Source organism: Candidatus Accumulibacter sp. ACC012, assembly GCF_907163155.1.
Classification (GTDB): Bacteria; Pseudomonadota; Gammaproteobacteria; order Burkholderiales; family Rhodocyclaceae; genus Accumulibacter; species Accumulibacter delftensis.
Genome location: NZ_CAJQUC010000008.1, coordinates 1 through 24149 on the forward strand (window position 1 = coordinate 1; position 24149 = coordinate 24149).

A 24149-nucleotide genomic window follows, 5' to 3' on the forward strand; every position below is an offset into this window, starting at 1 on the left:
CCTGGTCGTTGCAGAAAAATATATAGCAAACTGCTCTCCTCTGCCCGAACCGACCAGCAAGCATCCGTCGCTCGGAATCGATGCGCCATGCGGATTGCAGAACGCGGACCAGTTGCCCGGAGTACGAATCGAGGCGCCAGCTGCGCCTGCGCCCACTGATCGAGCGCCCGATAAAGTACCCGCGGCAACGCGCAGACGACGAACGGGAAGCTCGCATGCCAGTCGCCAACCAACAGCCAATGCTCGGCCGACTCGCCATAGAGCGCCGCAAAGCGGGCTGCCGCCGTGGCGCGCAATTCGCGCAGCCCTTGCGCGCCACGTGGCGGCGTGACGACGAAACTCCTGACCAGGCCGTCATCGAGCGTAACGCTCAAAGATGGGGACTGCGCGTCGGAGTGCGTGCCAGCCTGCGCCTGGTCAGCGGCTGCCAGCGGCGCAGGCTGCAGCGCTGCCAGGGCCGCACCCAGGGCTGCCGTGGCGGCACTGGCTGTTGCCGCGGCGGGGGCGGCGACAGCCAGTGCCGCCAGAAGCTGCGGGGTGTCCGTAGTTGCTTCCGGCTCGGCCAGGAGGACGAGGTCGCTTGCGCTGCAGCCGAGCAGCAGTCGTCTAGCACGAAAGCGTGACACGGCGCAGTTCCTCGAGGGTGGTCTCGCCGCTGGCGACCAGACGCAGCGCGGCTTCGGTCAGGCTGCGCGTACCGTTGCGGTAGGCAACTTCCTTGAGCTGCCTGAGCGGACGTTTTTCGATGATCAACTCGCGCAACTCATCGTTCAGATTCAGAATCTCGGCGATCGCCTTGCGCCCACGATAACCGCTACCTCGACAATCGCCACAGCCGCTGCCGCGGCGGAAGTCGAAATCCGCCAGCGCATCGGCGGGTGATGACGAAGCGTTCGAGCTCCGCTTCGCCGGGCGTATAGGCTTCGCTGCAGCGTGCACAGTTAACGCGCAGCAGACGTTGCGCCCAGATACCGTTCAGCGCGGAGGCAAAAGCGTAGGGATCGATGCCCATGTGCGTAAAACGACCGAAAACATCGAAGACGTTGTTGGCATGCACGGTGGTCAACACCAGATGCCCGGTCAACGCCGACTGCACGGCGATCTCGGCCGTTTCGCGGTCACGGATTTCGCCGATCATGATCTTGTCGGGATCGTGGCGCAGAATCGAGCGCAGGCCGCGCGCAAAGGTCAGGCCTTTCTTGTCATTGACCGGAATCTGCAGGACGCCGGGCAGCTGGTACTCGACCGGGTCTTCGATGGTGATGATCTTGTCGCGACCGCTATTGATCTCGGAAATGGCGCCGTACAGGGTGGTGGTCTTGCCCGAGCCGGTCGGGCCGGTCACCAGCAACATCCCGTAGGGTTCTTCGACCAGGCGCCGCAGGGCTTTCAGCGAGAGAGCGTCGAAGCCCAGCAGGTCCAGCGTCAGCGAGCCGTGCGCCTCGATGACGCCACGCTTGTCGAGAATGCGCACGACCGCATCCTCGCCATGAATGCTGGGCATGATCGATACCCGCAGGTCAATGTCGCGACCGGCCACCTGGACCCGAAAGCTGCCGTCCTGCGGCGTTCGCCGCTCGCCAATATCGAGTTCGGCGAGCACTTTCAGCCGCGACACCACCTGCTCGGCGAGGGCCACGCCACTGATCTGCGCGACCGTGTCGAGTACCCCGTCGAGGCGATACTTGATGGTAATGCCAGTCGGCGTGCTCTCGAGATGCACATCACTCGCCGCCGCCCGTACGGCGTCATAGACGGTGGAATTAACCAGTTTGACAGCCGGGCTCGAGGCTTCACTGAGCGACGCAAAACTGAGGACTTCTGCGCTCCGCGAGGGATCGACGGCGCTGCTGCTATCGTGCACCAGGGACTGCACGGCATGCACCGATTCTTCATGTTTCGACAGATAGGCCTGGATGTCAGCCGTCAGAGCCAGGCAATAGTGCAGCGGTGCAGCGGCCAGGCTGCTCAGCCAGACCATGCAGTCGCTGTCAAAGGGATCGCCGATGACGGCAATGAGCCGCGTTTCATCCCCCTCGCCGCCTCCGCCACTGGGCAGCGAGCGCAGCAGCACACAGCCACGCTGCTGCGCCTTGAGCAGCGGCAGCAGGTCGAAGGCCGCACCACAAGCCAGCATCTCGGTGGTATCCATGACCAGCAGCTGAAAGCGCCGCGCCAGAGCGTCGACCAGCTGGCGCGGTTCATTGGCGGTCAGCGCTTCGAGTTCGCTGACCAGCGAGCGCCCGGAGCCGCGCGCCAGATTCCTGGCTTTCTGCAGCAGGGCATCGTCAATGCTTTCGCTGCTCGGCTCGCCGGCAGCGTTCATTGCAGCGCACCCGCGAGGTCGAAAATTGGCATGTACAACAGAACCACGATCAGCCCCACCAGGAGGCCGATGGCAGTCATCAGCAGCGGCTCGAAGACTTTTGCGAAGCGCTCTATCCAGCGCGCACTCTCACCTTCGTAGAACAAGGCCGAGCGCGTCAGCATGGCGCCCATCTGCCCGGACTTTTCGCCGACGCGCAGCAGGCGCAGGGCAACCGGCGTCGCCAGCCCGCTGCGCTCGAAAGCCTCCGACAAGGCGCCGCCGTCGGAGATGAAGCTGCGCGCAGTACGCAGTGCGTCGCGCGTTTTCGGAGAAACGGCGTCGCCGACGATATCAAGCGCCGTCAGGATCGGTATCCCCCCTTCGAGCAGCATGCCGGTGGTCAGGTACAGGCGCGACAACTCGATCACCCGGATGCGCTCGCCGACACCCGGCAGGCGGGTCAGGAAAACGATCCAGCGACCGCTGCGCATGAAGTGCCGCAGCGAGAAGATAGCCGCCGTGGTCAGCACCAGCAGCCCCCAAAAAACGGCGTCGGCATGCTCGCTGAGCAATTGTCCCCAGTCGAGCAGGCGCTGTGACAACCAGGGCAGCGAACGACCGCTCCCCTGGTACACGGCAGAAAAACGCGGCACGACGTAAGCCATCAGGAAAACAGTCACCGCAGCGCCGACGGCGAGCAGGATGGCCGGGTAAATGGCCGCACTGAGCAACTTGCTGCGCACGGCGTCGAGCCGCGTCTGATAGTCGATATAGCGCGCCAGGGCGTGCGGCAGGTCGCCGGTCCCTTCGGCAGCCTTGACGATGCCGACGTAAAGGGGTGGGAAGACCCCGGGTTGCAAGGCCAGGGCGGCCGAAAAACGCAGGCCTTCGCGCAGGTGAGTGGTCAGTCGTTCGAGCACTGCCCGCGAGGTCGGAGAGCTTTCTTTCTCGAGCAATGCGTCGAAGGTCTCGACCAGGCTCAAGCCGGCTTCCAGCAAGGCCAACAATTCGGCGCTGAACAAGAGCAGTGAAAACGCTCGGCTGCCGCGCCCCGGCAAGCGCGCCGCCGCGTCACCGACACCACCTGCCGCCTTGATCGACAGCGGCTGCAGCCGCCGTTGTTGCAGCAACCTGCCTACCTCCCCGGCATCCGCGGCATCAATGCTGTGCGTCTCGATCAGGTTGTCGGAAGATAGGGCACGAACCTCAAAGCGCATCCTCGCTCCGCCAGATTCTCATTGATAGGTGACGTCGGCGGCATCGCCGGTCCCTCCGGGCTGGCCGTCCTTGCCATACGAGGTGATCTCGAAGTCGCCAGTGCTCCCTGGCGACCGGTAGAGGTAGGCGTGACCCCAGGGATCGTCGGGCACCGCCTTCTGCAGATAAGGGCCGTTCCAGCGGGCGGCGTTGGCCGGCTTGCTGAGCAAGGCCTCGAGCCCTTCTTCGCTGCTCGGATAGCGGCCGACTTCCAGCCGATAGGTGTCGAGTGCGCGTGCGAAGGCCTCCACCTGCGCCTTGGCCACCCCCTGCTCGGACCTGCCCAACTGCGAGAAGTACTTCGGGCCAACATAGGCCGCCAACAGGCCGATGATGGTCACCACCACGAGCAGTTCGAGCAGGGTGAAGCCGGCGGCGGTGCGCGCCTGGAAAGTACGGTGCAGGGTCCCGCTCACAGCCCTCCCCCCCTTGCCGCTGCCGCCAGCACCGCCGGTACATAAAGCATCGTTTCGCGATAGGGCGGAATGCGGCCGCCGTTCCTGGCCACCGCCCCCTGGCCGGCGTTGTAGGCCGCCAGGGCCAGGGCGACGTTGCCACCATGCAGGCGGAGCAGGTCCTTGAGATGGCGCACGCCGGCGTCGATGTTCTGCGCCGGATTGGCGGCGTTGGTCACGCCGTAGCGTGCCGCGGTCGCTGGCATCAGCTGCATCGCACCCACTGCCCCTGCCGGCGAAACAGCGGCGGTGTTGAAGCCGGATTCGACGGCAACTACTGCCGCGACCAATTCCGGCTCCACCTGATGGAGGTGAGCGAAATGCGCGATCAACGGCGTCAACTGCCGCCGACCCTGTTCCTGGCTGACGTGGCTACGTGTGCTTGGCGCCTTGCCGCTCTTCGTGCGCACCGTCTCACCGCGAATGAACACGCGGTAACTGGCGTCGAGACGCTGGCTGGCGTAACGGGGGCTGCCATCGACCGCGTAAGAAACGAAGACGCGGCCGACGGTCGCTGCGGTTGCCACAGGCGGCAGCAGGCTACCAGCGCACAACGCAGTTGCCACGGCAAGCCGCATGCAGATCATCCGATAACGAGGAGAAGTCACTTTCGCCACGATTCTCCCATCAGAACACCCCTCTCCCAGCTGGAGCAGACCACCGCTCGCCAGATGGCCTGCTGCACCTCGCGGACCCACAGCTTAACGGCAGATGGTGCCTTTGACCGGGGCACCAGCAAACTCGTAGCCAACGATCTCCATTGAAACACTGGCGTTGGAGAATTTCTTGGTACCGCCAACACCAATCAGTTGCTCAATAGCCAATGGCCCCCGCTGATCAGTGGCGGGAAGTAAGACGCCGGTATCACGCAGGAATATCTGGCCCAATTCCTTATCTTTTCTGGGCTCACCGGTGGCAGTAACCGTCACCACCGTTGCCGCGGTAAGCATCTGCGGGCAGGGAACAGAGCCGCAACTTGTGGCCCCCGCAAGAGGGAAGCTATTGACTGTCAGCGCCGACACAGACGTCGCCTCAACCGCACGCCCTCCCAGCGTGGCGCCACTGATTTCCCCCGAGAAGCACATCTGTAGCGGCAGCGGAGCAGCCAACGGGTATCCTGGTGGCAATTGTTGGTAGTGGAAAACAGCGCCCTCAAAAAAGCGCTCTTTGCCCTTTATCGCGTCGAAGCCCTGGCAATCCCCCAGCGTCGGCGACGGATTGAAGGCCAACTTCAGCGTTCCTTGAAACGGTTCACAACGAGAACCCGCCGTCGCCACACCGACACCAGCGCCCAGCAACAAACCACCCACCACCATAGCTGCAAGTTTTTTCATGGTTTTCTTCCCTCTTGATGTTGAGAAACAGGAAACGCCAGCACAGGCCGGCTCGCCGACCAGTAAAACCCTAAAAAAAAACGTCTTAGAGAATCGCATCAATTGAACTGGAAAGACAAGAGTATCCGCCGTCGACCTGTTCGCCGTTTGAGGCATCAGCTAGCCTGACCGGCGACCGGCCGCGCCGGGTCACTACACCATTCGCTCCACGAACCGGCATACAGACGTGCGTCATGCAGACCGGCGATTTCCATGGCCAGGAGATTGTGACAGGCGGTGACGCCCGAGCCACAGCTCATTACTGCCTGCTTCGGATCGATCCCGGCGAGCAGCGCCAGCAGCTCCCGGCGCAGTTCGGCGGCGGGGCGAAAACAACCTTCGCTATCGAGATTGTCGCGGAAGAAGCGGTTGCGCGCGCCCGGAATGTGACCACCGACCGGGTCGAGCGTTTCGTTCTCGCCACGGAAGCGATCCGGGCTGCGGGCGTCAATCAGGCAGAACTGGCCGTTGCTAACATCGGCCAGAACCTCCTGGGTCGTGGCTACCCAGTCACGTGGCGACCCCTCGAAACGCGCTACGGCAACTTCTGGTGACGCCGTCGACAGCGGCCTGCCCTCGGCGACCCAGCGCTCGATGCCGCCGTCGAGAACAGCGACGCGATCGTGGCCCAGCCAACGCAGCAACCACCATAGTCGACTGGCCATCATCCCGCCTGCGTCGTCGTAGGCGACCACCTGCGTTTCGCCTGAAACGCCGGCCGCGCCCAGCGTGGCGGCGAGAAGCTGTGGGTCGGGCAAGGGATGACGACCGTTGCTGCCATTCATCGGCCCCGACAGGTCGCGATCCAGATGCAGGAAACTCGCCCCCGGCAGATGCCCGGCGGCGTAGGCGTGGGCACCGGCTTCGGGATCGCTCAGTTGATGGCGACAATCAAAAATTCGCCAGTCGGGATCGTCGAGATGATGGGCCAGACGAGCGGCACTGACGACCGTCGAGTAGCTCACGCCAGCCCCTCCCCGTCCCCTTCGGCCAGCCACGCGCGGGCTTCGACTTCTTCGTCGAAAACGCGCATCTCGGCTTCGACGAAAATCTGAGACAACCAGGCGCTCCACGCCACCCACTGACTTTCGGTGAGCACCGCAATGCGGCTGAAATCCTTGGCATGGGCACGCGAAAAGACGATATCTTCCCAGGCCACGTCGAGAGTGAAATCGGCCATCTCGCGCAAGTCGAAAAACAGGTCAACCTGCCCCTCGAACTGGATGACGTAATTGACGGCGTTTTCGAACTCCTGATAATCGGCGAGCGTGAATTCCGCATAAACCGTGACCTCGACCCGCCTGGGCCGGTTTTCGATGACTATCATGGCATCCTCCCTTTTTTGGTTGCGCAAGTGTAGCACCAGTCCCATCGCCAGCGATTGTGCCACGCTCTGGCCAGAAGCGGGGGCGCGAGAATGCTTTCCATTTGTTGACCGCGGGGCCACTAATACGCTATTTTCGGCGGTTTGATTCGAGCCTCTCCGATGCCACGACCAAACTCCGAGAAAGCCGTCGACGGCGCCGCACGCGCTTCGGACGCGGTGACCATTGGCAAACTGAAATTCGAGGCGGCTCTTGCCGAACTTGAACAGCTAGTCCAGGACATGGAGGGAGGCCGCCTGCCACTCGAGGAGTCACTGGCGGCGTATCGCCGTGGCAGCGAACTATTGACGCACTGCCAACAGCAGCTCAGCAACGCCGAAGCGCAAATCCAGGTGCTTGAAAACGGCGCGCTGCGCGCTTTCGAGCCCACTGGCGGTGAGGCCAGATGAGCGTGCCGACAGCACTTGCCCCTGCACCAGCGCCAGGGACCCTAGCCTTCCCGGACTGGATGCGTCGCGTCCAGGTACAGGTCGAAGCGGCCATCGCCGGCAACTTGCCGCCTGCTGAAGCGATTCCGGCTCGCCTGCACCGGGCGATGCGCTATGCCAGCCTGAATGGTGGCAAACGGATAAGACCGCTGCTCGTTTACGCGGCCGGCGAACTGACCGCGGCCCCGGCGGAACGGCTGCAAGTGGTGGCCAGCGCAGTCGAGCTGATCCACAGCTATTCACTGGTCCACGACGACCTGCCGTCAATGGATAACGACGTGCTGCGACGGGGCCGGCCGACCTGCCACGTGGAGTTCGATGAAGCGACGGCCTTGCTGGTTGGTGACAGCCTGCAGGCGCTGGCCTTCGAACTGCTGGCGCGCAAGGATTTCGGCGAGCCGGGCCGGCAACTGGAAATGCTGCGCCTGCTGGCCCGCGCCAGCGGCTCGTGTGGCATGGCGGGCGGCCAGTCGATCGACCTCGAAGCGGTCGGCAAGAGCCTCAACCAGCCTGAGCTTGAACTGATGCACGCGCTCAAGACCGGTGCCTTGATCCGCGCGGCAGTGCTGCTCGGCGCCCTTTGCGGTGCCGCCTTGAGCGTCGACGAAAGCACGTCGCTCGACCGCTTCGCCAAACGTGCCGGCCTGCTTTTTCAGGTCGTCGACGACATCCTCGATTGCACGGCCAGTACCGCGACCCTCGGCAAGACAGCCGGCAAGGATGCGGCCGCCGAAAAGCCGACCTACGTCAGCCTGATGGGCCTCGAACGCGCCCGCGAGTTTGCCGACGATCTGAGAAAACAGGCGCTCGAAGCGCTCACACCTTTCGGCGCACGCCGCCAGCGCCTGCTCGAACTCACCGACTTCATTACCCAGCGCAAATTCTAGGCGCCGCTTCCGCTCACCGCCACCAGCGAGCGCTTCTGCAGGACCCAAACGAGACTATGACCCTTTACCCTCTGCTCGACACCATCAGCGATCCGGCGCAAGTGCGCAAGCTCGACCGCCGCCAGTTACCACAACTGGCTGACGAGTTGCGTGCCTTTCTGGTCGACTCGGTTTCCCGGACCGGTGGTCACCTCTCGTCGAACCTCGGCACGGTTGAGCTAACGGTCGCCCTGCATTATGTCTTCGATACGCCGCACGACCGCCTGGTGTGGGACGTCGGCCACCAGACCTATGCGCACAAGACGCTCAGCGGCCGCCGCGAGGGCATGGCCAAGCTGCGCATGCACGGCGGCATCTCGGGCTTTCCGAAACGCGGCGAAAGCCCGTACGACACTTTCGGCGTCGGTCACTCGTCGACATCGATCTCGGCGGCCCTGGGTATGGCGCTGGCCGCCAAGATCAAGCACGAAACCCGCAAAGTGGTGGCCATCATCGGCGATGGCGCGATGTCGGCTGGGCAGGCCTTTGAAGCCCTCAACAATGCCGGCGTCGCCGACGCCGACATGCTCGTCGTTCTCAACGATAACGACATGTCGATCTCACCGCCGGTGGGAGCGCTCAACCGCTACCTGGCACGACTCTTTTCCGGTAACACCTTCAACGCCGCGCGCAAGGCAGGCGAGAAGATTCTCGACTTTTCGCCGTCCTTGCTCGAATTCGCCAAGCGCGCCGAGGAGCACGTCAAGGGCATGCTGACCCCGGGGACACTGTTCGAGGAACTCGGCCTCAACTACATTGGCCCGATCGACGGCCACGATCTCGAATCGCTGGTACCGACGCTGCTCAACCTGAAGAACCTCAAGGGTCCGCAGTTCCTGCACGTGATCACCAAGAAGGGCCAGGGTTACAAACTGGCCGAGGTCGATCCGATCCTCTACCACGGGGTCTCGAAATTCAAGCCGGAAGTCGGTATCGCCGGCGGCAAACCGGGCGCAAAACCGAGCTACACGCAGGTTTTTGGCGACTGGCTGTGCGACATGGCGGCCGCGGATCCGAGACTGGTCGGAATCACGCCGGCGATGCGCGAAGGCTCCGGCCTGCTGCGCTTCAGCGAATGTTACCCGGATCGCTATTACGATGTCGGCATCGCCGAGCAGCACGCCGTCACCTTTGCCGCCGGCCTGGCCTGCGAAGGCATGCGGCCGGTGCTGGCGATCTACTCTACCTTCCTGCAGCGTGGCTACGATCAGCTGATACACGACGTGGCTTTGCAAAACCTGCCGGTAGTCTTCGCGCTCGACCGTGGCGGCCTGGTTGGTGCCGACGGCCCGACACACCACGGTGCCTTCGATATTTCCTTCCTGACCTGCATCCCGAACATGGTGCTGATGACGCCGACCGACGAAGACGAGTGCCGCAAGATGCTGACCACCGCCTATCAGCTGGACGGACCGAGCGCCGTGCGCTACCCGCGGGGCAGCGGCACCGGCGCGCCGATCGACAAGACGCTGCTCGGTTTGCCGCTCGGCAAAGGTGAAATTCGCCGCCGGGGGGCCGAGGTCGCGCTGCTCGCTTTCGGCAGCATGCTGACGCCGGCGCTCGAAGCGGCTGAAGAACTCAACGCCACGGTAGCCAATATGCGCTTCGTCAAACCGATCGACCGCGAGTTGGTCCTCGCCCTGGCAGCAGAACATTCCCTGCTGGTCAGTGTCGAAGAGAATGCCTTGATCGGTGGTGCCGGTTCCGAGGTCGCGCGCGTCCTCGAGGAAGTTGCCGGCACCACGCGATTCTTGCGCCTGGGAATTCCCGACCGCTTCATCGATCATGGCGACCAGGCGCTACTGCTGGCCGAGATCGGCCTCGACCGCGACGGAATCGTCGCCGCAGTGCGCGCCCGGCAAGGCTGCAGCGCGGGCGAGCCCGAGGAAATCGTTGCGGGCAGCATATAGAACACCCATCAGGAGCAGTAATGAACGCACCAGAAAACCCGCAACCGACCACGATGGTGGACGTCCAGGGCTCAGCCGATACCCGCCGCATCGCCATCAACAAGGTCGGCATCAAGGCGATACGACACCCGGTCAAGGTGCTCGACAAATCCGGCGGCGTACAGCACACGATCGCCGTGTTCAACATGTACGTCAGCCTGCCGCACAACTTCAAAGGCACGCACATGTCGCGCTTCGTGGAAATCCTCAACAGCCACGAACGCGAGATTTCCGTCGAGAACTTTCCCGCCATGCTGCGGGACATGGTGGACCGGCTTGAAGCCGAGACCGGGCACATCGAAATGAGCTTTCCGTATTTCATCAACAAGACCGCACCGGTGTCGGGGGTGCAGAGCCTGATGGATTACGACGTCACCCTGATTGGCGAGATCGGCCGTGGCGGTATCGCGTCGACGATCAAGGTCGCCGTTCCGGTCACCAGCCTGTGCCCGTGTTCCAAGGAGATTTCCGAGCGCGGCGCGCACAATCAGCGCTCGCACGTGACCGTCACCGTCAGAATCAACGATCACCTGTGGATCGAAGAACTGGTGCAATTCGTCGAAGGGCAGGCGTCCTGCGAACTCTACGGCCTGCTCAAGCGCCCTGACGAGAAATACGTCACCGAACGTGCCTACGACAATCCGAAGTTCGTCGAAGACATGGTGCGCGATGTGGCTGCGCGCCTCAACACCGAGCAGCGCATCGATGCCTATGTGGTCGAATCCGAGAACTTCGAGTCGATCCACAATCATTCGGCGTACGCGCTGATCGAGAAGGACAAGCAGGCTGCCGCTTCCTGAGCCGCTCGCCCGCGACCGGGCGACCCGGAAAGCAAAAGTGGCGAAGTCTCCCGACTTCGCCACTTTTTCGTTTACCGCGCCAGCGCCGCGGTTCAGCGTTGCTTGCGGACCAGCTTTTCCTTGATCCGCGCCGACTTGCCCGAACGCTGGCGCAGGTAGTACAGCTTGGCACGACGGACGTCGCCACGACGCTTGACCTCGATCGCCGCGACCAGCGGCGAATAGGTCTGGAAGGTACGCTCGACGCCCTCGCCCGACGAAACCTTGCGCACGATGAAGCTGGAGTTGAGACCGCGATTGCGCTTGGCAATCACGACGCCTTCATAGGCCTGCAAACGCTCGCGCGTTCCTTCCCGCACCTTGACCTGGACAACGACGGTGTCGCCCGGGGCGAAGACGGGAATGACCTTGCCCAGACGGGCAATTTCTTCTTGTTCAAGCTGCTCGATCAGATTCATATTCTTGACTCCATGTATGCGAACTACGCATTCTTGTCCTGACCGCATTGCTCCTGAAACTGCACCAGGAGTTGCGTTTCCGTTTTCGACAATGAACGCCCCGCCAACAACTCGGGACGCCGCTGCCACGTTCGACCCAGCGCCTGCTGCAAACGCCAGCGTCGTATTTCCTCGTGATGACCGGACAAAAGAACATCCGGCACCCGCCGCCCGTTGTACTCCTCGGGCCGCGTATAGTGCGGGCAATCCAGCAAGCCCGCGACAAACGAATCCTGTTGTGCCGATTCGGCGTCATTCAGCACGCCCGGCAACTGCCTGACGACGGCATCGATCAGCGCCATCGCCGGAATTTCGCCACCCGAAAGGACGAAATCGCCAATAGAAATCTCTTCGTCGACGCCGGCATCGATCAGCCGCTCGTCGATCCCTTCGTAACGCCCGCACACTAGAACCAGCGCTTCCTTGCCCTGTGCCAGCTCGATCACCCGCTGGTGCGTCAGCAACGAGCCCTGCGGCGAGAGACAGATGACGCGGCTGGCCGCCAAGCCAGCGGCCAGCTGTCGTGCCTTGGCCGCAGTGATCGCCGCCGCCAGCGGCGGCGCCATCATCACCATTCCCGGGCCACCGCCGTAGGGCCGGTCATCGACGGTGCGATGCCGGTCGACGGTGAAATCACGCGGATTCCACAGCTGCAGAGTCCAGCGCCCGTCTTCCAGCGCCCGACGGGTCACCCCCGAATGGCTCACTGCGGCAAACATTTCGGGAAACAAGCTCAGCACATCAACGACAAACGCGTTCTCGCGCACGGGCACGCCTTCTGGCGAAGTCACCAAGTCACCAGTCGAGCTCCCAAGCCACGCGAACACGCGCCTGCGCCAGCTCAACTTCCAGCACCACAGCGGCGACAAAGGGCAGCAGTCGCTCGGCGTCCTGGCCATCGCCGACGCGCAAAACCGCGCTGGCCGGCGTTTCGATCAGACCGAGAATCCTGCCCAGCGACTGGCCATGCGTATTGACGACCTCAAGGCCGATCAGATCGGCCCAGTAGTATTCGTCAGCTGCGGTCGGCGGCAAGGCCTGGTGCGGAACACCAACCAGCAAGCCGGCGGCCGCCTCGGCAGCAGACCGATCGGCAACACACTCGAGTTGCGCCAGCAGCATCTCGTTACGCAGATCGCACTTGATCAGCCGCGTCGGACGCCACAATTCGGCCGCTTCACCCTCGCGGCCCAGCCACCATTGCGGCAGTCGCGCCCAAGCCAGCGGATCATCGGCAAACGGATATACGCGCACCACGCCCTGCAAGCCGTGCGGACCAGCGATCTTGCCGAGGACAACGATTTCGCCGCTGACCTGGCCACCTTCGCAGCCTTCACCATCAGCCGGCGGAACGTCGAGTCCCGCGCCAGCGCCAGTCCCTGCAGACAGCGAACCGGCAGGCAAAGCTCAGGCTGCTAGCTTGGCGGCCGACTGCTTGACCAGGCGGGCACAGGTCATCGACAGTTGTGCTCCCTGCCCCTGCCAGTAGCTGATGCGGTCGGTGGCGATGCGCAGGCTCTCTTCCTTCTCCGAGGCCAGCGGATTGTAGAAGCCGACGCGCTCGATAAAGCGACCATCGCGGCGTTGGCGTGAATCAGCAACCACCATATTGTAGAAGGGGCGCTTCTTGGAGCCCCCACGAGCGAGACGAATGACAACCATGATCAGCTCTTCCGAAATCAGAAAAAGAGGCGGATTATAGCAAAAAAGCGCCCTTTCAACATGATCTTGCTGCACCCTGACTCGACGTCCGCTGGCGAGCGCGGGAGGACAGGAACGCACACGCTTGCCGCTGGCCAGCAGTTGAAACTTGCAGGTTATAATCAAAAGGGCGAAGGTCGACAGCCAAGATGTTGATTCTGTAATTTCTGGTCGACCGAGCCGTAGTTGCCCATGCGCCGAAAGAGACCAGCTACCAGTCCAACGGACGGCGTGACGACGCAAACTTGTTTGGCAGGTGGCCAGATGACCAACACCGCTTTCGATGAGCAGGATGCGGCGGGAGCCGTGACTGCACACTCCGGCATACGCACCATTCTGCAATGGCTTACGTCGCCGATGGCACCCCACCCGGCGGAGGAACTCCCCGCACTGCGTGCGCAGGTCAAAGCCTGGCACGAGGTTGGCGGTTCGTCAAAAGAGCGCGCCCTGGCTCTGAACGGCTTGTACGAGCGCAGCTCCAGCGTTGTAGCGGCACTGCTTCCGGAACTGACCGAGCTGATGTTGCCGATCCCACGCAAATCACGGCGCCTGGTGCGCAGCGTCCTCGATCTGCTGCAAATGCTTGCTGATGACACGCTGGAGATGGTTGAAGGGGTCGCGTCCCAAGACACCAGCGACCGTTATCAAGCACCCGATCTCGCGCTGTGGCGTAGCCTGCATGCCCTCGCACAGCAACTCATGATCGCTCATCTGATCGCCTCTCCGGCCCCGACTGGCGCCTGGCAGCAACTGCATCAGACCTATGCCATGGCGAGATCCCGGCATCTTGAAGCGACTGCCCCACGCGGGCAGTCACGGAAACTGCAGCACATCTACCACGCAGCGATTCTGCTCGGCTGCGCCCAGCCGGCGTCATTGACTGCACGTGAGGTGGTCTTCCTGGCCGCTTACTTCGAGCGCTTTGCCGGCCAGATCGAGACCATTTCAGCAGAAACCGCTGCAACCGCGGCCCCGGCAACCTTCTGGGTCGATCCAACACGCGACGCACCTGCCCTGCCCTTTTCGCGCAAGCTGGCGCCGTCGACTGCGCCACTCGAGTACTTTTCCTGCGCCGGCCTGGGCCTTCTGCTGAAGACGCAGATCGCCCAGCTCAACGCCGGCACGCCAGCCGAAGAGATCGGCTTGCCCGAGCTGGCCAGCACGCCCGCCGGCGTCGGCGTCCTGCGCCGCCTGGCGGGACGCTGGAATGACTTCGGCAAGCGCCGCTTTCATCGCCGCAGACAGAACTATCGAACGGTCCTGGGTAGCGGACTCGATGGACTCTGGCAACTTTGCAAGCAGGACGACACGGCCACGGTCGAGCTTTCCCGCTGGATGATCACCAACGAAAGTCCGGACGGCTATGCCATCATGCATGTCTCCGGGAAGATTGGCACCCTTTCGGTCGGCAATGTCGCCGCAGTGCGCACGGGTGACGAGAAAGACTGGCAGATCTGCATAGTGCGTTGGGCGGTCTCGGAGAACCCTGAACATCTTGAGCTTGGCCTGCAAATCCTTTCGCCAAAGGCTGTCCCGGCGACTCTCGCCCGGCCTGCGGACGGCGAAGGAACGGAGCATCTGCGAGTTCTGGTACTGCCAGAAATTCCCTCGCAGCGCAGCAGCCAACTGCTGGTCGTGGCGTCGGGCGCACTCACCCAGAACAACGAGAAGCTGCTGCTGGTTATCGAAGGCGAGAACCTGGCGGTTCGTGAAGTACAGAGCATCGGCATTGACGAGCAAACCGGCAGCGTTGACATCCTGACGATACAAGCTGACCCGAAGCACTTCTAGCAGCCCACGACCGGTGCTGCCGAAAACGCACAGCCACTCAGCTGGCGCTCGTCTTTGCCGGCGGAAAAGAGCCATCGGACGCAGTTTCCCTGATAATGGCGCGATGTCAGAAATACTCGTTCTCTACTATAGCCACCGAGGGTCGGTACGGGCCCTCGCCCAGCAGATCGCGCGCGGTATCGAGTCAAGGGACGGCGTAACAGCACGTCTGCGGACGGTTCCCAAGGTGTCGCCCGTTTGCGTGGCAAGCGCCCCGGAAATTCCAGCCGGCGGCGCCCCTTACGTCGAAGCAACCGACCTTGACGAATGCATCGGCCTGGCACTCGGCAGCCCGACACGTTTCGGCAATATGGCGGCGCCGATGAAATACTTCTGGGATAGCACCGCCGCGCAATGGTCGTCCGCAACCCTGGTCGGTAAGCCTGCCTGCGTCTTCACATCGACGGCCAGCGCTCATGGCGGACAGGAGAGCACCCTGTTGTCGATGATGCTGCCGCTGCTGCACCACGGCATGCTGCTGATCGGCTTGCCCTATAGCGAAGCCGCCTTGTCCAGCACTCGCAGCGGTGGCACACCGTACGGTGCCAGCCATCTCGCAGGTACCGCCGGCACACCGACGCTTAGCGAAGAAGAGCGCCAACTCGCTTTCGCGCAAGGGCGAAGGCTCGCCGCCATTGCCATGAAGCTCAGCTGCTGATGATCCGCGCCCTCTACCTGACGGCATGCAGCAGCCTGATTGCGCTGATTTTCCTGTGCCTCGCCTGGGAGTTACGTCTGGCACCGGTCCTGCCTGGCGGCTCGTGGCTGGCGCTGAAGTGCCTGCCGCTGCTGGCGCCCTTGTTCGGCATCCTCAACGGCCGCCGCTACTCGTACCAGTGGGCGAGCATGCTGATTCTGCTCTACTTTACCGAGGGCATCGTGCGCGCCACCACCGAGACGGGGACAGGACAGGCGCTGGCCATTGCCGAAACCATCCTCGCGTTGACCTTCTTCTGCGCCAGCGTCGCCTACGCCAGGCTCACTCGCCCATCAGCGCATCAATCAGACGCGTCGGCGCGTCCGTAGCCTTTGCTCTCTCCGTCAAGTCGCGGCGGAGATCAAACGTCCGCCTGCGGGTCGACGCGATCGGGAATCTGCAGCTTGTTCAAAGCGTTGAGATACGCTTTCGCTGACGCAATGACGATATCGGTATCCGCACCATTGCCGTTCACGATACGACTGCCTTTCCCGAGGCGCACGGTCACTTCGCCCTGCGCGTCAGTGCCGGTGGTGATCGCATTGACAGAGTAAAGCAACAACTGTGCGCCGCTGCTGGCAACCGACTCGATCGCCTTGAAAGTCGCGTCGACCGGCCCGCTACCGATCCCCGCCGCTTTTTTCTCCGCGCCATCGACGCTCAGCGTCACATTCGCAGCCGGCGTTTCACCAGTTTCCGAGCAGACGCGCGAATAAACCAGCTTGTAGTACTCGCCCTCCTGCGTGAGTTCCTCGTCGGACACCAGTGCCTGCAGGTCTTCGTCAAAAATCTCGTGCTTCTTGTCCGCCAGTTCCTTGAAACGGGCGAACGCGGCATTCAGCGCCTCTTCGCTATCGAACACGATAGCCAGAGCCGCCAAACGCGACTTGAAGGCGTTGCGTCCCGAGTGCTTGCCCAGGACCAACTTGTTCTGTGCCCAACCAACGTCCTCGGCGCGCATGATCTCGTAGGTTTCACGGTGTTTGAGGACGCCGTCCTGATGAATCCCGGACTCGTGCGCAAAGGCGTTGGCCCCAACGACAGCCTTGTTGGGCTGCACCGGATAGCCGGTGATCTGCGACACCAGCTTGGACGCCGGGACAATCTGGGTGGTGTCGATACGCGTCTGCACGGGGAAAAGGTCGCTGCGCGTTCTGACCGCCATCACCACCTCTTCGAGCGATGCATTACCGGCACGTTCGCCAAGGCCGTTGATCGTGCATTCGACCTGGCGGGCGCCAGCGAGTACCGCCGACAGCGAATTGGCCACCGCCATTCCCAGGTCGTTGTGGCAGTGCGTAGACCACACCACCTGCTCGGCACCTGGCACCCGTTTGATCAGCGTACGCATCAGTTCGCCCCACACCGACGGAACACTGTAGCCAACCGTATCGGGAACGTTGATCGTCCGCGCGCCGGCTTTGATAACTTCCTCGAAAACCCGGCACAGGAAGTCAACATCGGAGCGCACCGCGTCTTCCGCCGAAAACTCGACGTCATCGGTATATTCACGCGCCCAATGCACCGCGCGCACAGCCGACTCGACCACCTGGTCGGGCGTCATGCGCAGCTTCTTCTCCATATGGATCGGGCTGGTCGCGATGAACGTATGAATACGGCCGCTCACCGCCGGCTTGATGGCTTCGCCCGCGCGACGAATGTCGTTCTCGTTGGAACGTGCCAGGGAGCACACTGTGGACTCCCTGATGATCGTAGCAATCGACTTGATGGCGTCGAAGTCGCCGGGTGAGGCGGCGGCAAACCCCGCCTCGATCACATCGACCTGCATGCGCTCGAGCTGGCGTGCCACGCGCAGCTTTTCTTCCTTGGTCATCGACGCGCCCGGGCTCTGTTCGCCGTCGCGCAAGGTGGTATCGAAAATTACCAGGTGATCTTTCATGTCCCGACTCCGAAGGTGAGGATGTCAATGCACGCTGTGGGTGCCCTACGTTAACGTAAAAGTAGCGTACGCGACTTTTACGTTAAGCGATTGGTGGCGGCGGCGGTGATGATGCCTTGTGCCGAAATCGGCGGCTTAGCGCGAGGACATAACCGGAGAGGGCATAGGCCACGAAAAGGCCAAACAGGGCGACCGGCGTGTCGTAGGACACAAAGGCGAAGCCAAGGGCAATGGCGACGATGAAAATGAAGGGCACGCTGCGCCGCAGATTGACGTCTTTGAAGCTGTAAAACTGGACGTTGGTGACCATCGAGATACCGGCAAAAATAACCAGCGAGCAGGCGCCCCAGCGCACGTCAGCTGCGGCAACATCCTTGTCGATCATCACCCACAGGAAAGCCGTCACCAGTGCCGCAGCCGCCGGACTCGGCAGGCCCTGGAAGTAACGCTTGTCAATGACTTCCAGCGTGGTATTGAAGCGCGCCAGGCGCAGGGCCGCACCGGCACAATAGATGAAGGCTGCAATCCAGCCGAGTCGCCCAAGGTCTTTAAGTGCCCAGGCGTAGCTGACCAGAGCCGGCGCGACGCCAAAGGAAACCATATCCGACAGCGAATCGTACTCGGCACCGAAAGCGCTCTGGGTACGCGTCATTCGCGCCACTCGCCCATCGAGGCCGTCGAGGACCATGGCCACGAAGATGGCCACGGCCGCTGCCTCGAAGCCGCCCTTCATCGCCTGGACAATGGCAAAGAAACCGCAAAACAGCGCCGCGGTGGTAAACAGGTTCGGCAACAGGTAGATCCCTCGGCGCCGCAACTCCGGGTTGAAGAGGGTCTTGCGAGGTTTTATTTCTGGCATTGCGCTGTTGTCGTTTGGCCGCGGACTCAGGCCGGTTCAGAGCGAAGGAAAGCCGGGAAAGCAGCTACCCCGACTGAAATCCGATACAGAGAGGGACAAGTCATGAGTGAATCAAGGTCTCGGTCTTCTTGCCCGTCGGTCGAGCGACCGTGGTCGCCCCACCGCCAGGCAAGTGACTGGTGGCTGGTGACTGCGCCGATCAGTTTTTGCTCTGATCAACCAGCCTGTTTTTCTTGATCCACGGCATCATGTCGCGCAGTTTGGCGCCGACAATCTCGACCTCGTGTTCAGCCATCAGGCGACGACGTGCGGTCATCTCGGGGTAGTTGGTACGCCCCTCGAGAATGAACATCTTCGCGTAGTCGCCGTTCTGGATTCGCTTCAGCGCCGCACGCATGGCGACCCGGGACTGCTCGTTGATGACCTCTGGCCCGGTCACGTATTCGCCATACTCGGCGTTGTTCGAGATCGAGTAATTCATGTTGGCGATACCGCCTTCGTACATCAGGTCGACGATCAGCTTGAGTTCGTGGAGACACTCGAAGTAGGCCATCTCGGGCGCGTATCCGCCCTCGACCAGGGTCTCGAAACCCATCTTCACCAGTTCGACAGCGCCACCGCAGAGAACCGCCTGCTCGCCGAAAAGATCGGTCTCGGTCTCTTCACGGAAGTTGGTTTCAATCACCCCGCCCTTGGTGCCGCCGTTGGCAGCGGCATAGGAAAGGGCAATGTCTCGGGCTTTTCCAGAATGATCCTGATGGACAGCGATCAGCGACGGTACGCCGCCACCCTTGAGATACTCGGAACGTACCGTATGCCCGGGACCCTTCGGCGCAACCATGATCACGTCGACATCGTCACGCGCGACAACCTGGTTGTAATGGACGTTGAAGCCGTGCGCAAAAGCTAGCGCCGCGCCCTTTTTCATGTTCGGCGCGACGTCGGTGTTGTAGACCTGCGGAATGGTCTCGTCGGGCAGCAGCATCATCACCACGTCGGCATCCTTGACGGCCTCGGCAACCTCGGCGACGTACAGGCCGGCCTGCTCGGCCTTGCTCCAAGAAACGCCATCCTTGCGCAAACCAACCGTCACCTTGACACCGGAATCACTGAGGTTTTGCGCGTGCGCGTGGCCCTGCGAGCCGTAACCAACGATGGTCACTTTCTTGCCCTTGATCAAGGAAAGATCGGCGTCCTTGTCGTAGAAAACTTTCATTGAATTTCCTTTTTTACTGGTCGGTCTGATTAGATTTTTAGGATGCGCTCGCCGCGGCCGATGCCGCACACGCCGGTACGAACGGTTTCGAGAATCAGTCCGGCGTCGATGGCCTGGATGAAGGAGTCGAGTTTTGCGCCACTGGCGGTGAGTTCGATGACGTAGGTCGATTCGGTGACGTCGATGATGTGGCCACGAAAGATGTCGGCCAAACGCTTGAGTTCCTCGCGGTCCTTGCCGGTGGCGCGAACCTTGAGCAGCATCAGTTCGCGCTCGACATGCGCAGCCTCGGACAGATCGACGACCTTGATGACGTCGATCAGTTTATTCAACTGTTTGGTGATCTGCTCGACCACGGCGTCGCTACCCGAGGTGACGATGGTCAGGCGAGACAGCGAGACGTCCTCCGTCGGAGCCACGGTGAGGGTCTCAATGTTGTAGCCGCGCGCCGAGAACAGACCGGCCACCCGCGACAGAGCTCCCGCCTCGTTCTCCAGCAGGATTGAAATAATGTGTCGCATCTTGTCTTTCCCTTACAGATCTTCGGTCAGTAGCATGTCCGCCAGGCCTTTGCCGGCCGCCACCATCGGAAAGACATTCGCCTTCTGATCGGTGATGAAATCGATGAATACCAGATCGTCCTTGTGGTCGACGAAGGCCTTCTTCAGCGCGTCTTCGACGTCTTCGGGCCGTTCGACGCGAATGCCGACGTGACCATACGCCTCGGCGAGCTTGACGAAGTCGGGCAGGGAGTCCATGTACGACTCCGAATAACGGCTGCCATAGAACATTTCCTGCCACTGGCGAACCATGCCCAGGTAGCGATTGTTGAGGTTGATGATCTTGATCGGCAAACGGAACTGCTTTGCGGTTGATAGTTCCTGGATACACATCTGGATTGATCCTTCGCCGGTGACGCAGGCAATCTGCGTTCCCGGGTTGGCCAGCGCCGCACCCATGGCGTACGGCAGACCGACACCCATCGTCCCGAGGCCACCGGAGTTGAGCCAGCGGCGCGGTTGATCAAACTTGTAGTACTGCGCGGCCCACATTTGATGCTGACCAACATCAGAAGTCACGATCGCCTTGCCCTCCGTCACTTCATAGAGCTTTTCGATGACGTATTGCGGCATGATGATGCTCTTCTTCTTGCGGTATTTCATGCACTGCTTGGCGCGCCACTCATCGATCTGCTTCCACCAGTCGGCCAGCACCTCCGCATCCGGGCCGGCATTACCGGCATCGAGCAGCTTGAGCAATTCGTCGAGGACGTCCGGGACGTTGCCAACGATCGGCACATCAACCTTGACGCGCTTGGAAATCGACGACGGATCAATGTCGATGTGGATGATCTTGCGCGGAATGGACGAAAAGTTCTCTGGATTGCCAATTACCCGGTCGTCGAAACGCGCGCCGATAGCCAGCAGGACGTCACAGTTCTGCATCGCCAGGTTGGCTTCAACGGTACCGTGCATACCCGGCATGCCGAGAAACTGCTGGTCGCTTGCCGGATACGCACCGAGACCCATCAAGGTATTGGTAATCGGAAAGCCCAGCCGGCGCACCAGCTTGGTCAACTGTTCGGCACCGTTGGACAGAATGACCCCGCCACCGGTATAAACCATCGGCCGCCTGGCCTCGAGCAAGAGGTGTAACGCCTTCTTGATCTGTCCCAGATGCCCCTTGACGACGGGGTTGTAAGAGCGCAGCTGAATCGTTTCCGGATACTCGAACTTGCACTTGGCGGCGGTGATGTCCTTGGGGATGTCGATGACCACCGGACCCGGACGACCGCTGTTGGCGATGAAGAAGGCCTTCTTTATCGTCACTGCCAGATCGTGCACGTCCTTGACCAGGAAGTTGTGCTTCACACAGGGCCGCGTGATGCCGACGGTATCGCATTCCTGAAAGGCATCCTGACCGATGTACTCGGTCGGCACCTGCCCGGAGATGACCACCAGGGGAATCGAGTCCATGTAGGCCGTCGCGATGCCGGTCACGGCATTGGTCGCACCAGGGCCCGAAGTCACCAATGCCACGCCGACCTTGTGGGTCGAACGCGCCAACCCATCAGCAGCATGCACGGCCGCCTGCTCGTGGCGAACAAGAATGTGCTTGACCTGATCCTGCTTGAACAGCGCGTCGTACAAATGAAGGACAGCCCCGCCAGGGTAGCCAAACACGTAGTCGACCTTTTCTTCCTGCAGGCACCTGATTACAATTTCCGCACCGGTCATCATTGTCATTACCGTCGCCCCAGCAAGCAAATTGCTCGAAAAAAGTCTGCAACGTTAAAGCTTAGACGGAGTTTGGTCAAGGCATTCACCAAACGATCATGGCCTGTCGAGGCCCCCTGGTGATGAATGCCATGACCGCGCCCTCACTTAGGAGGGCATTCCGGCTGGCACGCCGGAATTGTTCGACGGGCAGGGAGCATGCCCCCTGAATTCCTCGTCTAACTCCCCGACACTTCTCGCGCCGAGGAAAGAAGGGAGATTCGTGAGTCGCGGACGCGACTTTCACGGTAAACTGGCGCCTGGGAAAGAAGGCTTCCCGCCCTACAACCGCAAGGATTTCCGCCCTGGCCAGCCAACGCGAACTGTCAGACTTTCTTACGGCAGTCGAACGCCGCGCTTTCAAGCAAGCGATGTTCGCAGTGCGCAACGAAGAGTCCGCGCTCGACATCGTCCAGGATGCGATGATGAAGCTCGCCGAGAAATACGGAGACCGTCCACCCACAGAGCTGCCGATGCTCTTCCAGCGCATTCTGCAAAACACGATTCGCGACTACTATCGGCGCAGCAAGGTACGCTCGCTATGGACGACCCTGCTCTCCGCGTTTTCGCCGAACGACGACGAGGATCACGACCCCCTCGAAACCATCAGCAGCGAATCTGACGCCAATGGCCCGAAGACGCCACACGGCCAGTTCGAACAGGCACAGGTGATGGGGATGATCGAGAAAGAGATAGAATCTCTGCCTGGGCGTCAACGGGAAGCGTTTCTTCTGCGTTACTGGGAGGATATGGACGTTGCCGAAACGGCATCGATCATGGGCTGCTCGGAAGGGAGCGTCAAGACACACTGCTCACGTGCCAATCACGCTCTTGCGGCTGCACTGAAAGCAAAAGGAATTACCCTATGAACGAAATGCATTTTGTCTTCAAGGTCAGGCAGTACCTGAACAGGGAACTGCATGAACTACCACCGTCAACGCACTCGCGTCTGCAAGCGGCGCGCGCGCGCGCGCTGGCTCGTCAAAAAGTAGCCGCCCACCAGTCGATACTGGCGACGGCGGGGAGCTTCGTTCAAGAGCACACTGAAGGCCTGCGCTTGCGGCAGATTCTCGTGGCACTGGCCCTGGTTGTCGGCGTCACTTCCTACGCTTACTGGCAGGCCGACCGAAGCATCGCCGAACTCGAGGTCATTGATAGTGCCCTGCTCGCCGACGACTTGCCGATCGCGGCCTTCACCGACCGGGGCTTTGATGCATGGCTGCAAAGCTCCGCGTCGCACTGATTCTCAGCAGCTTCGTAGCCGTCACGAGCTGGGCCGATGTGCTCAGCCCGTCGGCCATTGCCACGCCGGCGCAGCCGCAGTGGAGCGAGCTCACGGTGGAGCAGAAAACCATCCTCGCGCCGCTCAGTTACGACTGGGACGGAATGGACTATGCGCGCCAGAAGAAATGGCTGGGCATCACGCGACGTTTCTACAGGATGACCGCTGACGAGCAGCGCAGAGTCCAGGTTCAGATGCAGGACTGGGGAAAGCTGACGCCCCAGCAACGACGACTCGCACGCGAGAATTTCATCACCGCCAACAAGCTCCCGATCGAAAAGAAACAGGAACTCAGACTGAAGTGGCAGGAGTACTCCAGTCTGCCGGACGAAGAAAAAGAAAGGCTCAAACAGCAAGCGGCCAACCGGGCGGCACTGAGCACACCCGGACAGCCAGGCAGTAGCGGCGCAGCGGCCAGCCTGATCTCACCGCCCGCATCCGGAATTTTGCCGCTCGGCAGCCATCATCCTGCGCCTGCCCCCAGCAGCAAAGCTGCTGCGCCGGCAACTGCAGCGGATAACAGGGATTGACGCCGACCGCGGCTCCCGTCAGGCGACCGAGCATCACGCGCCGCCTGGCCAGCATGCTGTACGAGTGCTTGCTGTTGTTCGGCATTCTTGCTGCACTGCTGGTCTTGCCACATTTCCTGCTCGGCGCGCTGGCGCATCGCCTGGTGACGCCGATCATCGTGCAGGCGCATGCCTTTATCGTGCTGCTGGTCTATTGCCTCTGGTTCTGGAGCAACGGGCGGCAAACGCTGGCCATGAAGACCTGGCGCATCCGCCTGCTCACCCGTGACGGACAACCGGTCCGGCCGGCGCAGGCGCTACTGCGCTATCTCCTGTGCTGGCCGAGCATCATCCTGGGTGGTGTTGGCATCCTCTGGGCGCTGGTGGACCGCGAACGCTTGTTTCTGCATGACCGCCTCGCCGGCACGCAACTCGTACTGAGTGGAGAATTGGCGAAGCGGCTACCGACAAGCGGCTAGGAAAACGCTTCAAGAACGGACG

The 24149-nt window shown here is 61.8% G+C and carries 28 protein-coding genes and 1 pseudogene; 11 read left to right on the top strand and 18 right to left on the bottom strand.

Annotated features, from left to right (window positions below; all coding sequences use genetic code 11):
* The 9 genes and pseudogenes from QZ648_RS09670 to QZ648_RS09705 form a co-directional block, all read right to left on the bottom strand.
* Window positions 1–626, bottom strand: a pseudogene (locus QZ648_RS09670) (hypothetical protein); the annotation flags it as partial.
* Window positions 607–753, bottom strand: a complete 147-nt coding sequence (locus QZ648_RS24930) for a hypothetical protein (protein ID WP_366144112.1) — start codon at window positions 751–753, stop codon at window positions 607–609. The pseudogene QZ648_RS09670 and the gene QZ648_RS24930, both read right to left, overlap by 20 nt.
* Window positions 754–814: 61 nt before the next feature.
* Window positions 815–2326: a GspE/PulE family protein gene (locus QZ648_RS09675; protein WP_366144113.1), complete on the bottom strand. Its 1512-nt coding sequence runs from the start codon at window positions 2324–2326 to the stop codon at window positions 815–817.
* Entirely contained in the window at window positions 2323–3525 is a 1203-nt protein-coding gene (locus QZ648_RS09680; RefSeq protein ID WP_169065792.1) for a type II secretion system F family protein, read from the bottom strand. Before QZ648_RS09680 ends, QZ648_RS09675 begins: the two co-directional genes overlap by 4 nt.
* A gap of 18 nt (window positions 3526–3543) precedes the next feature.
* Entirely contained in the window at window positions 3544–3981 is a 438-nt protein-coding gene (gene gspG, locus QZ648_RS09685; RefSeq protein ID WP_291996594.1) for a type II secretion system major pseudopilin GspG, read from the bottom strand.
* Window positions 3978–4586, bottom strand: a complete 609-nt coding sequence (locus tag QZ648_RS09690) for a lytic transglycosylase domain-containing protein (RefSeq protein WP_291996595.1) — start codon at window positions 4584–4586, stop codon at window positions 3978–3980. The genes gspG and QZ648_RS09690 overlap by 4 nt, the downstream gene beginning before the upstream one ends.
* A 135-nt stretch (window positions 4587–4721) precedes the next feature.
* Entirely contained in the window at window positions 4722–5354 is a 633-nt protein-coding gene (locus QZ648_RS09695) for a hypothetical protein (RefSeq protein WP_291996596.1), read from the bottom strand.
* Between the two features lie 155 nt (window positions 5355–5509).
* Window positions 5510–6358 carry a sulfurtransferase gene (locus QZ648_RS09700; protein ID WP_291996597.1) on the bottom strand — a complete coding sequence of 283 codons (849 nt, stop codon included), beginning with the start codon at window positions 6356–6358 and terminating at the stop codon, window positions 5510–5512.
* The gene (locus tag QZ648_RS09705; RefSeq protein ID WP_169065797.1) at window positions 6355–6720 is read right to left on the bottom strand and encodes an STAS/SEC14 domain-containing protein; all 366 of its coding nucleotides are present in this window, start codon (window positions 6718–6720) and stop codon (window positions 6355–6357) included. Before QZ648_RS09705 ends, QZ648_RS09700 begins: the two co-directional genes overlap by 4 nt.
* Before the next feature lie 159 nt (window positions 6721–6879).
* On the opposite strand from QZ648_RS09705, the gene QZ648_RS09710 reads away from it, so the two are divergent.
* From QZ648_RS09710 to folE2, 4 genes are read left to right on the top strand one after another with little or no spacing between them, the layout of a single operon-like run.
* Window positions 6880–7167, top strand: coding sequence for an exodeoxyribonuclease VII small subunit (locus tag QZ648_RS09710; RefSeq protein WP_291996598.1), 288 nt, complete (start codon window positions 6880–6882; stop codon window positions 7165–7167).
* Window positions 7164–8093 (top strand): polyprenyl synthetase family protein, encoded by a 930-nt coding sequence (locus tag QZ648_RS09715; protein WP_291996866.1) that lies wholly within the window; start codon window positions 7164–7166, stop codon window positions 8091–8093. Before QZ648_RS09710 ends, QZ648_RS09715 begins: the two co-directional genes overlap by 4 nt.
* A gap of 56 nt (window positions 8094–8149) precedes the next feature.
* On the top strand, window positions 8150–10042 hold the full coding sequence (gene dxs, locus QZ648_RS09720; protein WP_169065798.1) for a 1-deoxy-D-xylulose-5-phosphate synthase: 1893 nt from the start codon (window positions 8150–8152) through the stop codon (window positions 10040–10042).
* A 20-nt stretch (window positions 10043–10062) separates the two neighbouring features.
* Window positions 10063–10881 carry a GTP cyclohydrolase FolE2 gene (gene folE2, locus QZ648_RS09725; protein WP_211203657.1) on the top strand — a complete coding sequence of 273 codons (819 nt, stop codon included), beginning with the start codon at window positions 10063–10065 and terminating at the stop codon, window positions 10879–10881.
* A 92-nt stretch (window positions 10882–10973) separates the two neighbouring features.
* Here the strand turns inward: folE2 and rplS are convergent, their stop codons facing one another.
* From rplS to rpsP, 4 genes are read right to left on the bottom strand one after another with little or no spacing between them, the layout of a single operon-like run.
* Window positions 10974–11339: a 50S ribosomal protein L19 gene (gene rplS, locus QZ648_RS09730; RefSeq protein ID WP_043563996.1), complete on the bottom strand. Its 366-nt coding sequence runs from the start codon at window positions 11337–11339 to the stop codon at window positions 10974–10976.
* Between the two features lie 23 nt (window positions 11340–11362).
* The gene (gene trmD, locus QZ648_RS09735; protein ID WP_291996867.1) at window positions 11363–12169 is read right to left on the bottom strand and encodes a tRNA (guanosine(37)-N1)-methyltransferase TrmD; all 807 of its coding nucleotides are present in this window, start codon (window positions 12167–12169) and stop codon (window positions 11363–11365) included.
* Window positions 12170–12173: 4 nt separating this feature from the next.
* Window positions 12174–12782 carry a ribosome maturation factor RimM gene (gene rimM / locus QZ648_RS09740; RefSeq protein ID WP_291996868.1) on the bottom strand — a complete coding sequence of 203 codons (609 nt, stop codon included), beginning with the start codon at window positions 12780–12782 and terminating at the stop codon, window positions 12174–12176.
* Between the two features lie 3 nt (window positions 12783–12785).
* Window positions 12786–13040 carry a 30S ribosomal protein S16 gene (gene rpsP, locus QZ648_RS09745; RefSeq protein WP_169065800.1) on the bottom strand — a complete coding sequence of 85 codons (255 nt, stop codon included), beginning with the start codon at window positions 13038–13040 and terminating at the stop codon, window positions 12786–12788.
* 303 nt (window positions 13041–13343) lie between these two features.
* On the opposite strand from rpsP, the gene QZ648_RS09750 reads away from it, so the two are divergent.
* From QZ648_RS09750 to QZ648_RS09760, 3 genes are all read left to right on the top strand, one after another.
* On the top strand, window positions 13344–14870 hold the full coding sequence (locus QZ648_RS09750) for a hypothetical protein (RefSeq protein WP_291996869.1): 1527 nt from the start codon (window positions 13344–13346) through the stop codon (window positions 14868–14870).
* Between the two features lie 103 nt (window positions 14871–14973).
* Complete coding sequence (gene wrbA / locus QZ648_RS09755) at window positions 14974–15567, top strand: NAD(P)H:quinone oxidoreductase (RefSeq protein ID WP_169065802.1); 594 nt, start codon at window positions 14974–14976, stop codon at window positions 15565–15567.
* The gene (locus tag QZ648_RS09760; RefSeq protein WP_169065803.1) at window positions 15567–15935 is read left to right on the top strand and encodes a DUF2069 domain-containing protein; all 369 of its coding nucleotides are present in this window, start codon (window positions 15567–15569) and stop codon (window positions 15933–15935) included. The genes wrbA and QZ648_RS09760 overlap by 1 nt, the downstream gene beginning before the upstream one ends.
* 32 nt (window positions 15936–15967) lie before the next feature.
* On the opposite strand, the gene QZ648_RS09765 is transcribed toward QZ648_RS09760, so the two are convergent.
* The 5 genes from QZ648_RS09765 to QZ648_RS09785 all read right to left on the bottom strand — a co-directional run bounded on the left by QZ648_RS09765 (window position 15968) and on the right by QZ648_RS09785 (window position 21827).
* Window positions 15968–17506, bottom strand: coding sequence for a 2-isopropylmalate synthase (locus QZ648_RS09765; protein ID WP_291996870.1), 1539 nt, complete (start codon window positions 17504–17506; stop codon window positions 15968–15970).
* Window positions 17507–17588: 82 nt separating this feature from the next.
* Window positions 17589–18365, bottom strand: coding sequence for a CDP-diacylglycerol--serine O-phosphatidyltransferase (gene pssA, locus QZ648_RS09770; RefSeq protein WP_291996871.1), 777 nt, complete (start codon window positions 18363–18365; stop codon window positions 17589–17591).
* A 199-nt stretch (window positions 18366–18564) separates the two neighbouring features.
* Window positions 18565–19581 (bottom strand): ketol-acid reductoisomerase, encoded by a 1017-nt coding sequence (ilvC, locus tag QZ648_RS09775; RefSeq protein ID WP_169065804.1) that lies wholly within the window; start codon window positions 19579–19581, stop codon window positions 18565–18567.
* A gap of 29 nt (window positions 19582–19610) precedes the next feature.
* A complete protein-coding gene (ilvN, locus tag QZ648_RS09780) occupies window positions 19611–20102 on the bottom strand; it encodes an acetolactate synthase small subunit (protein ID WP_291996872.1) in 492 nt (163 codons plus the stop codon).
* A 12-nt stretch (window positions 20103–20114) separates the two neighbouring features.
* Entirely contained in the window at window positions 20115–21827 is a 1713-nt protein-coding gene (locus tag QZ648_RS09785) for an acetolactate synthase 3 catalytic subunit (protein WP_291996873.1), read from the bottom strand.
* Window positions 21828–22162: 335 nt separating this feature from the next.
* Here QZ648_RS09785 and QZ648_RS09790 point away from each other — a divergent pair, with 335 nt between their 5' ends.
* Genes QZ648_RS09790 through QZ648_RS09805 form a run of 4 tightly spaced genes read left to right on the top strand, consistent with a single transcriptional unit; the run spans window position 22163 to window position 24127 of the window.
* Window positions 22163–22726 carry an RNA polymerase sigma factor gene (locus QZ648_RS09790; protein ID WP_169065880.1) on the top strand — a complete coding sequence of 188 codons (564 nt, stop codon included), beginning with the start codon at window positions 22163–22165 and terminating at the stop codon, window positions 22724–22726.
* Window positions 22723–23100: a DUF3619 family protein gene (locus tag QZ648_RS09795; RefSeq protein ID WP_169065806.1), complete on the top strand. Its 378-nt coding sequence runs from the start codon at window positions 22723–22725 to the stop codon at window positions 23098–23100. The genes QZ648_RS09790 and QZ648_RS09795 overlap by 4 nt, the downstream gene beginning before the upstream one ends.
* Window positions 23073–23669 (top strand): DUF3106 domain-containing protein, encoded by a 597-nt coding sequence (locus QZ648_RS09800; RefSeq protein ID WP_169065807.1) that lies wholly within the window; start codon window positions 23073–23075, stop codon window positions 23667–23669. Before QZ648_RS09795 ends, QZ648_RS09800 begins: the two co-directional genes overlap by 28 nt.
* Complete coding sequence (locus QZ648_RS09805; RefSeq protein ID WP_291996874.1) at window positions 23666–24127, top strand: RDD family protein; 462 nt, start codon at window positions 23666–23668, stop codon at window positions 24125–24127. The genes QZ648_RS09800 and QZ648_RS09805 overlap by 4 nt, the downstream gene beginning before the upstream one ends.
* Window positions 24128–24149: the final 22 nt, after the last annotated feature.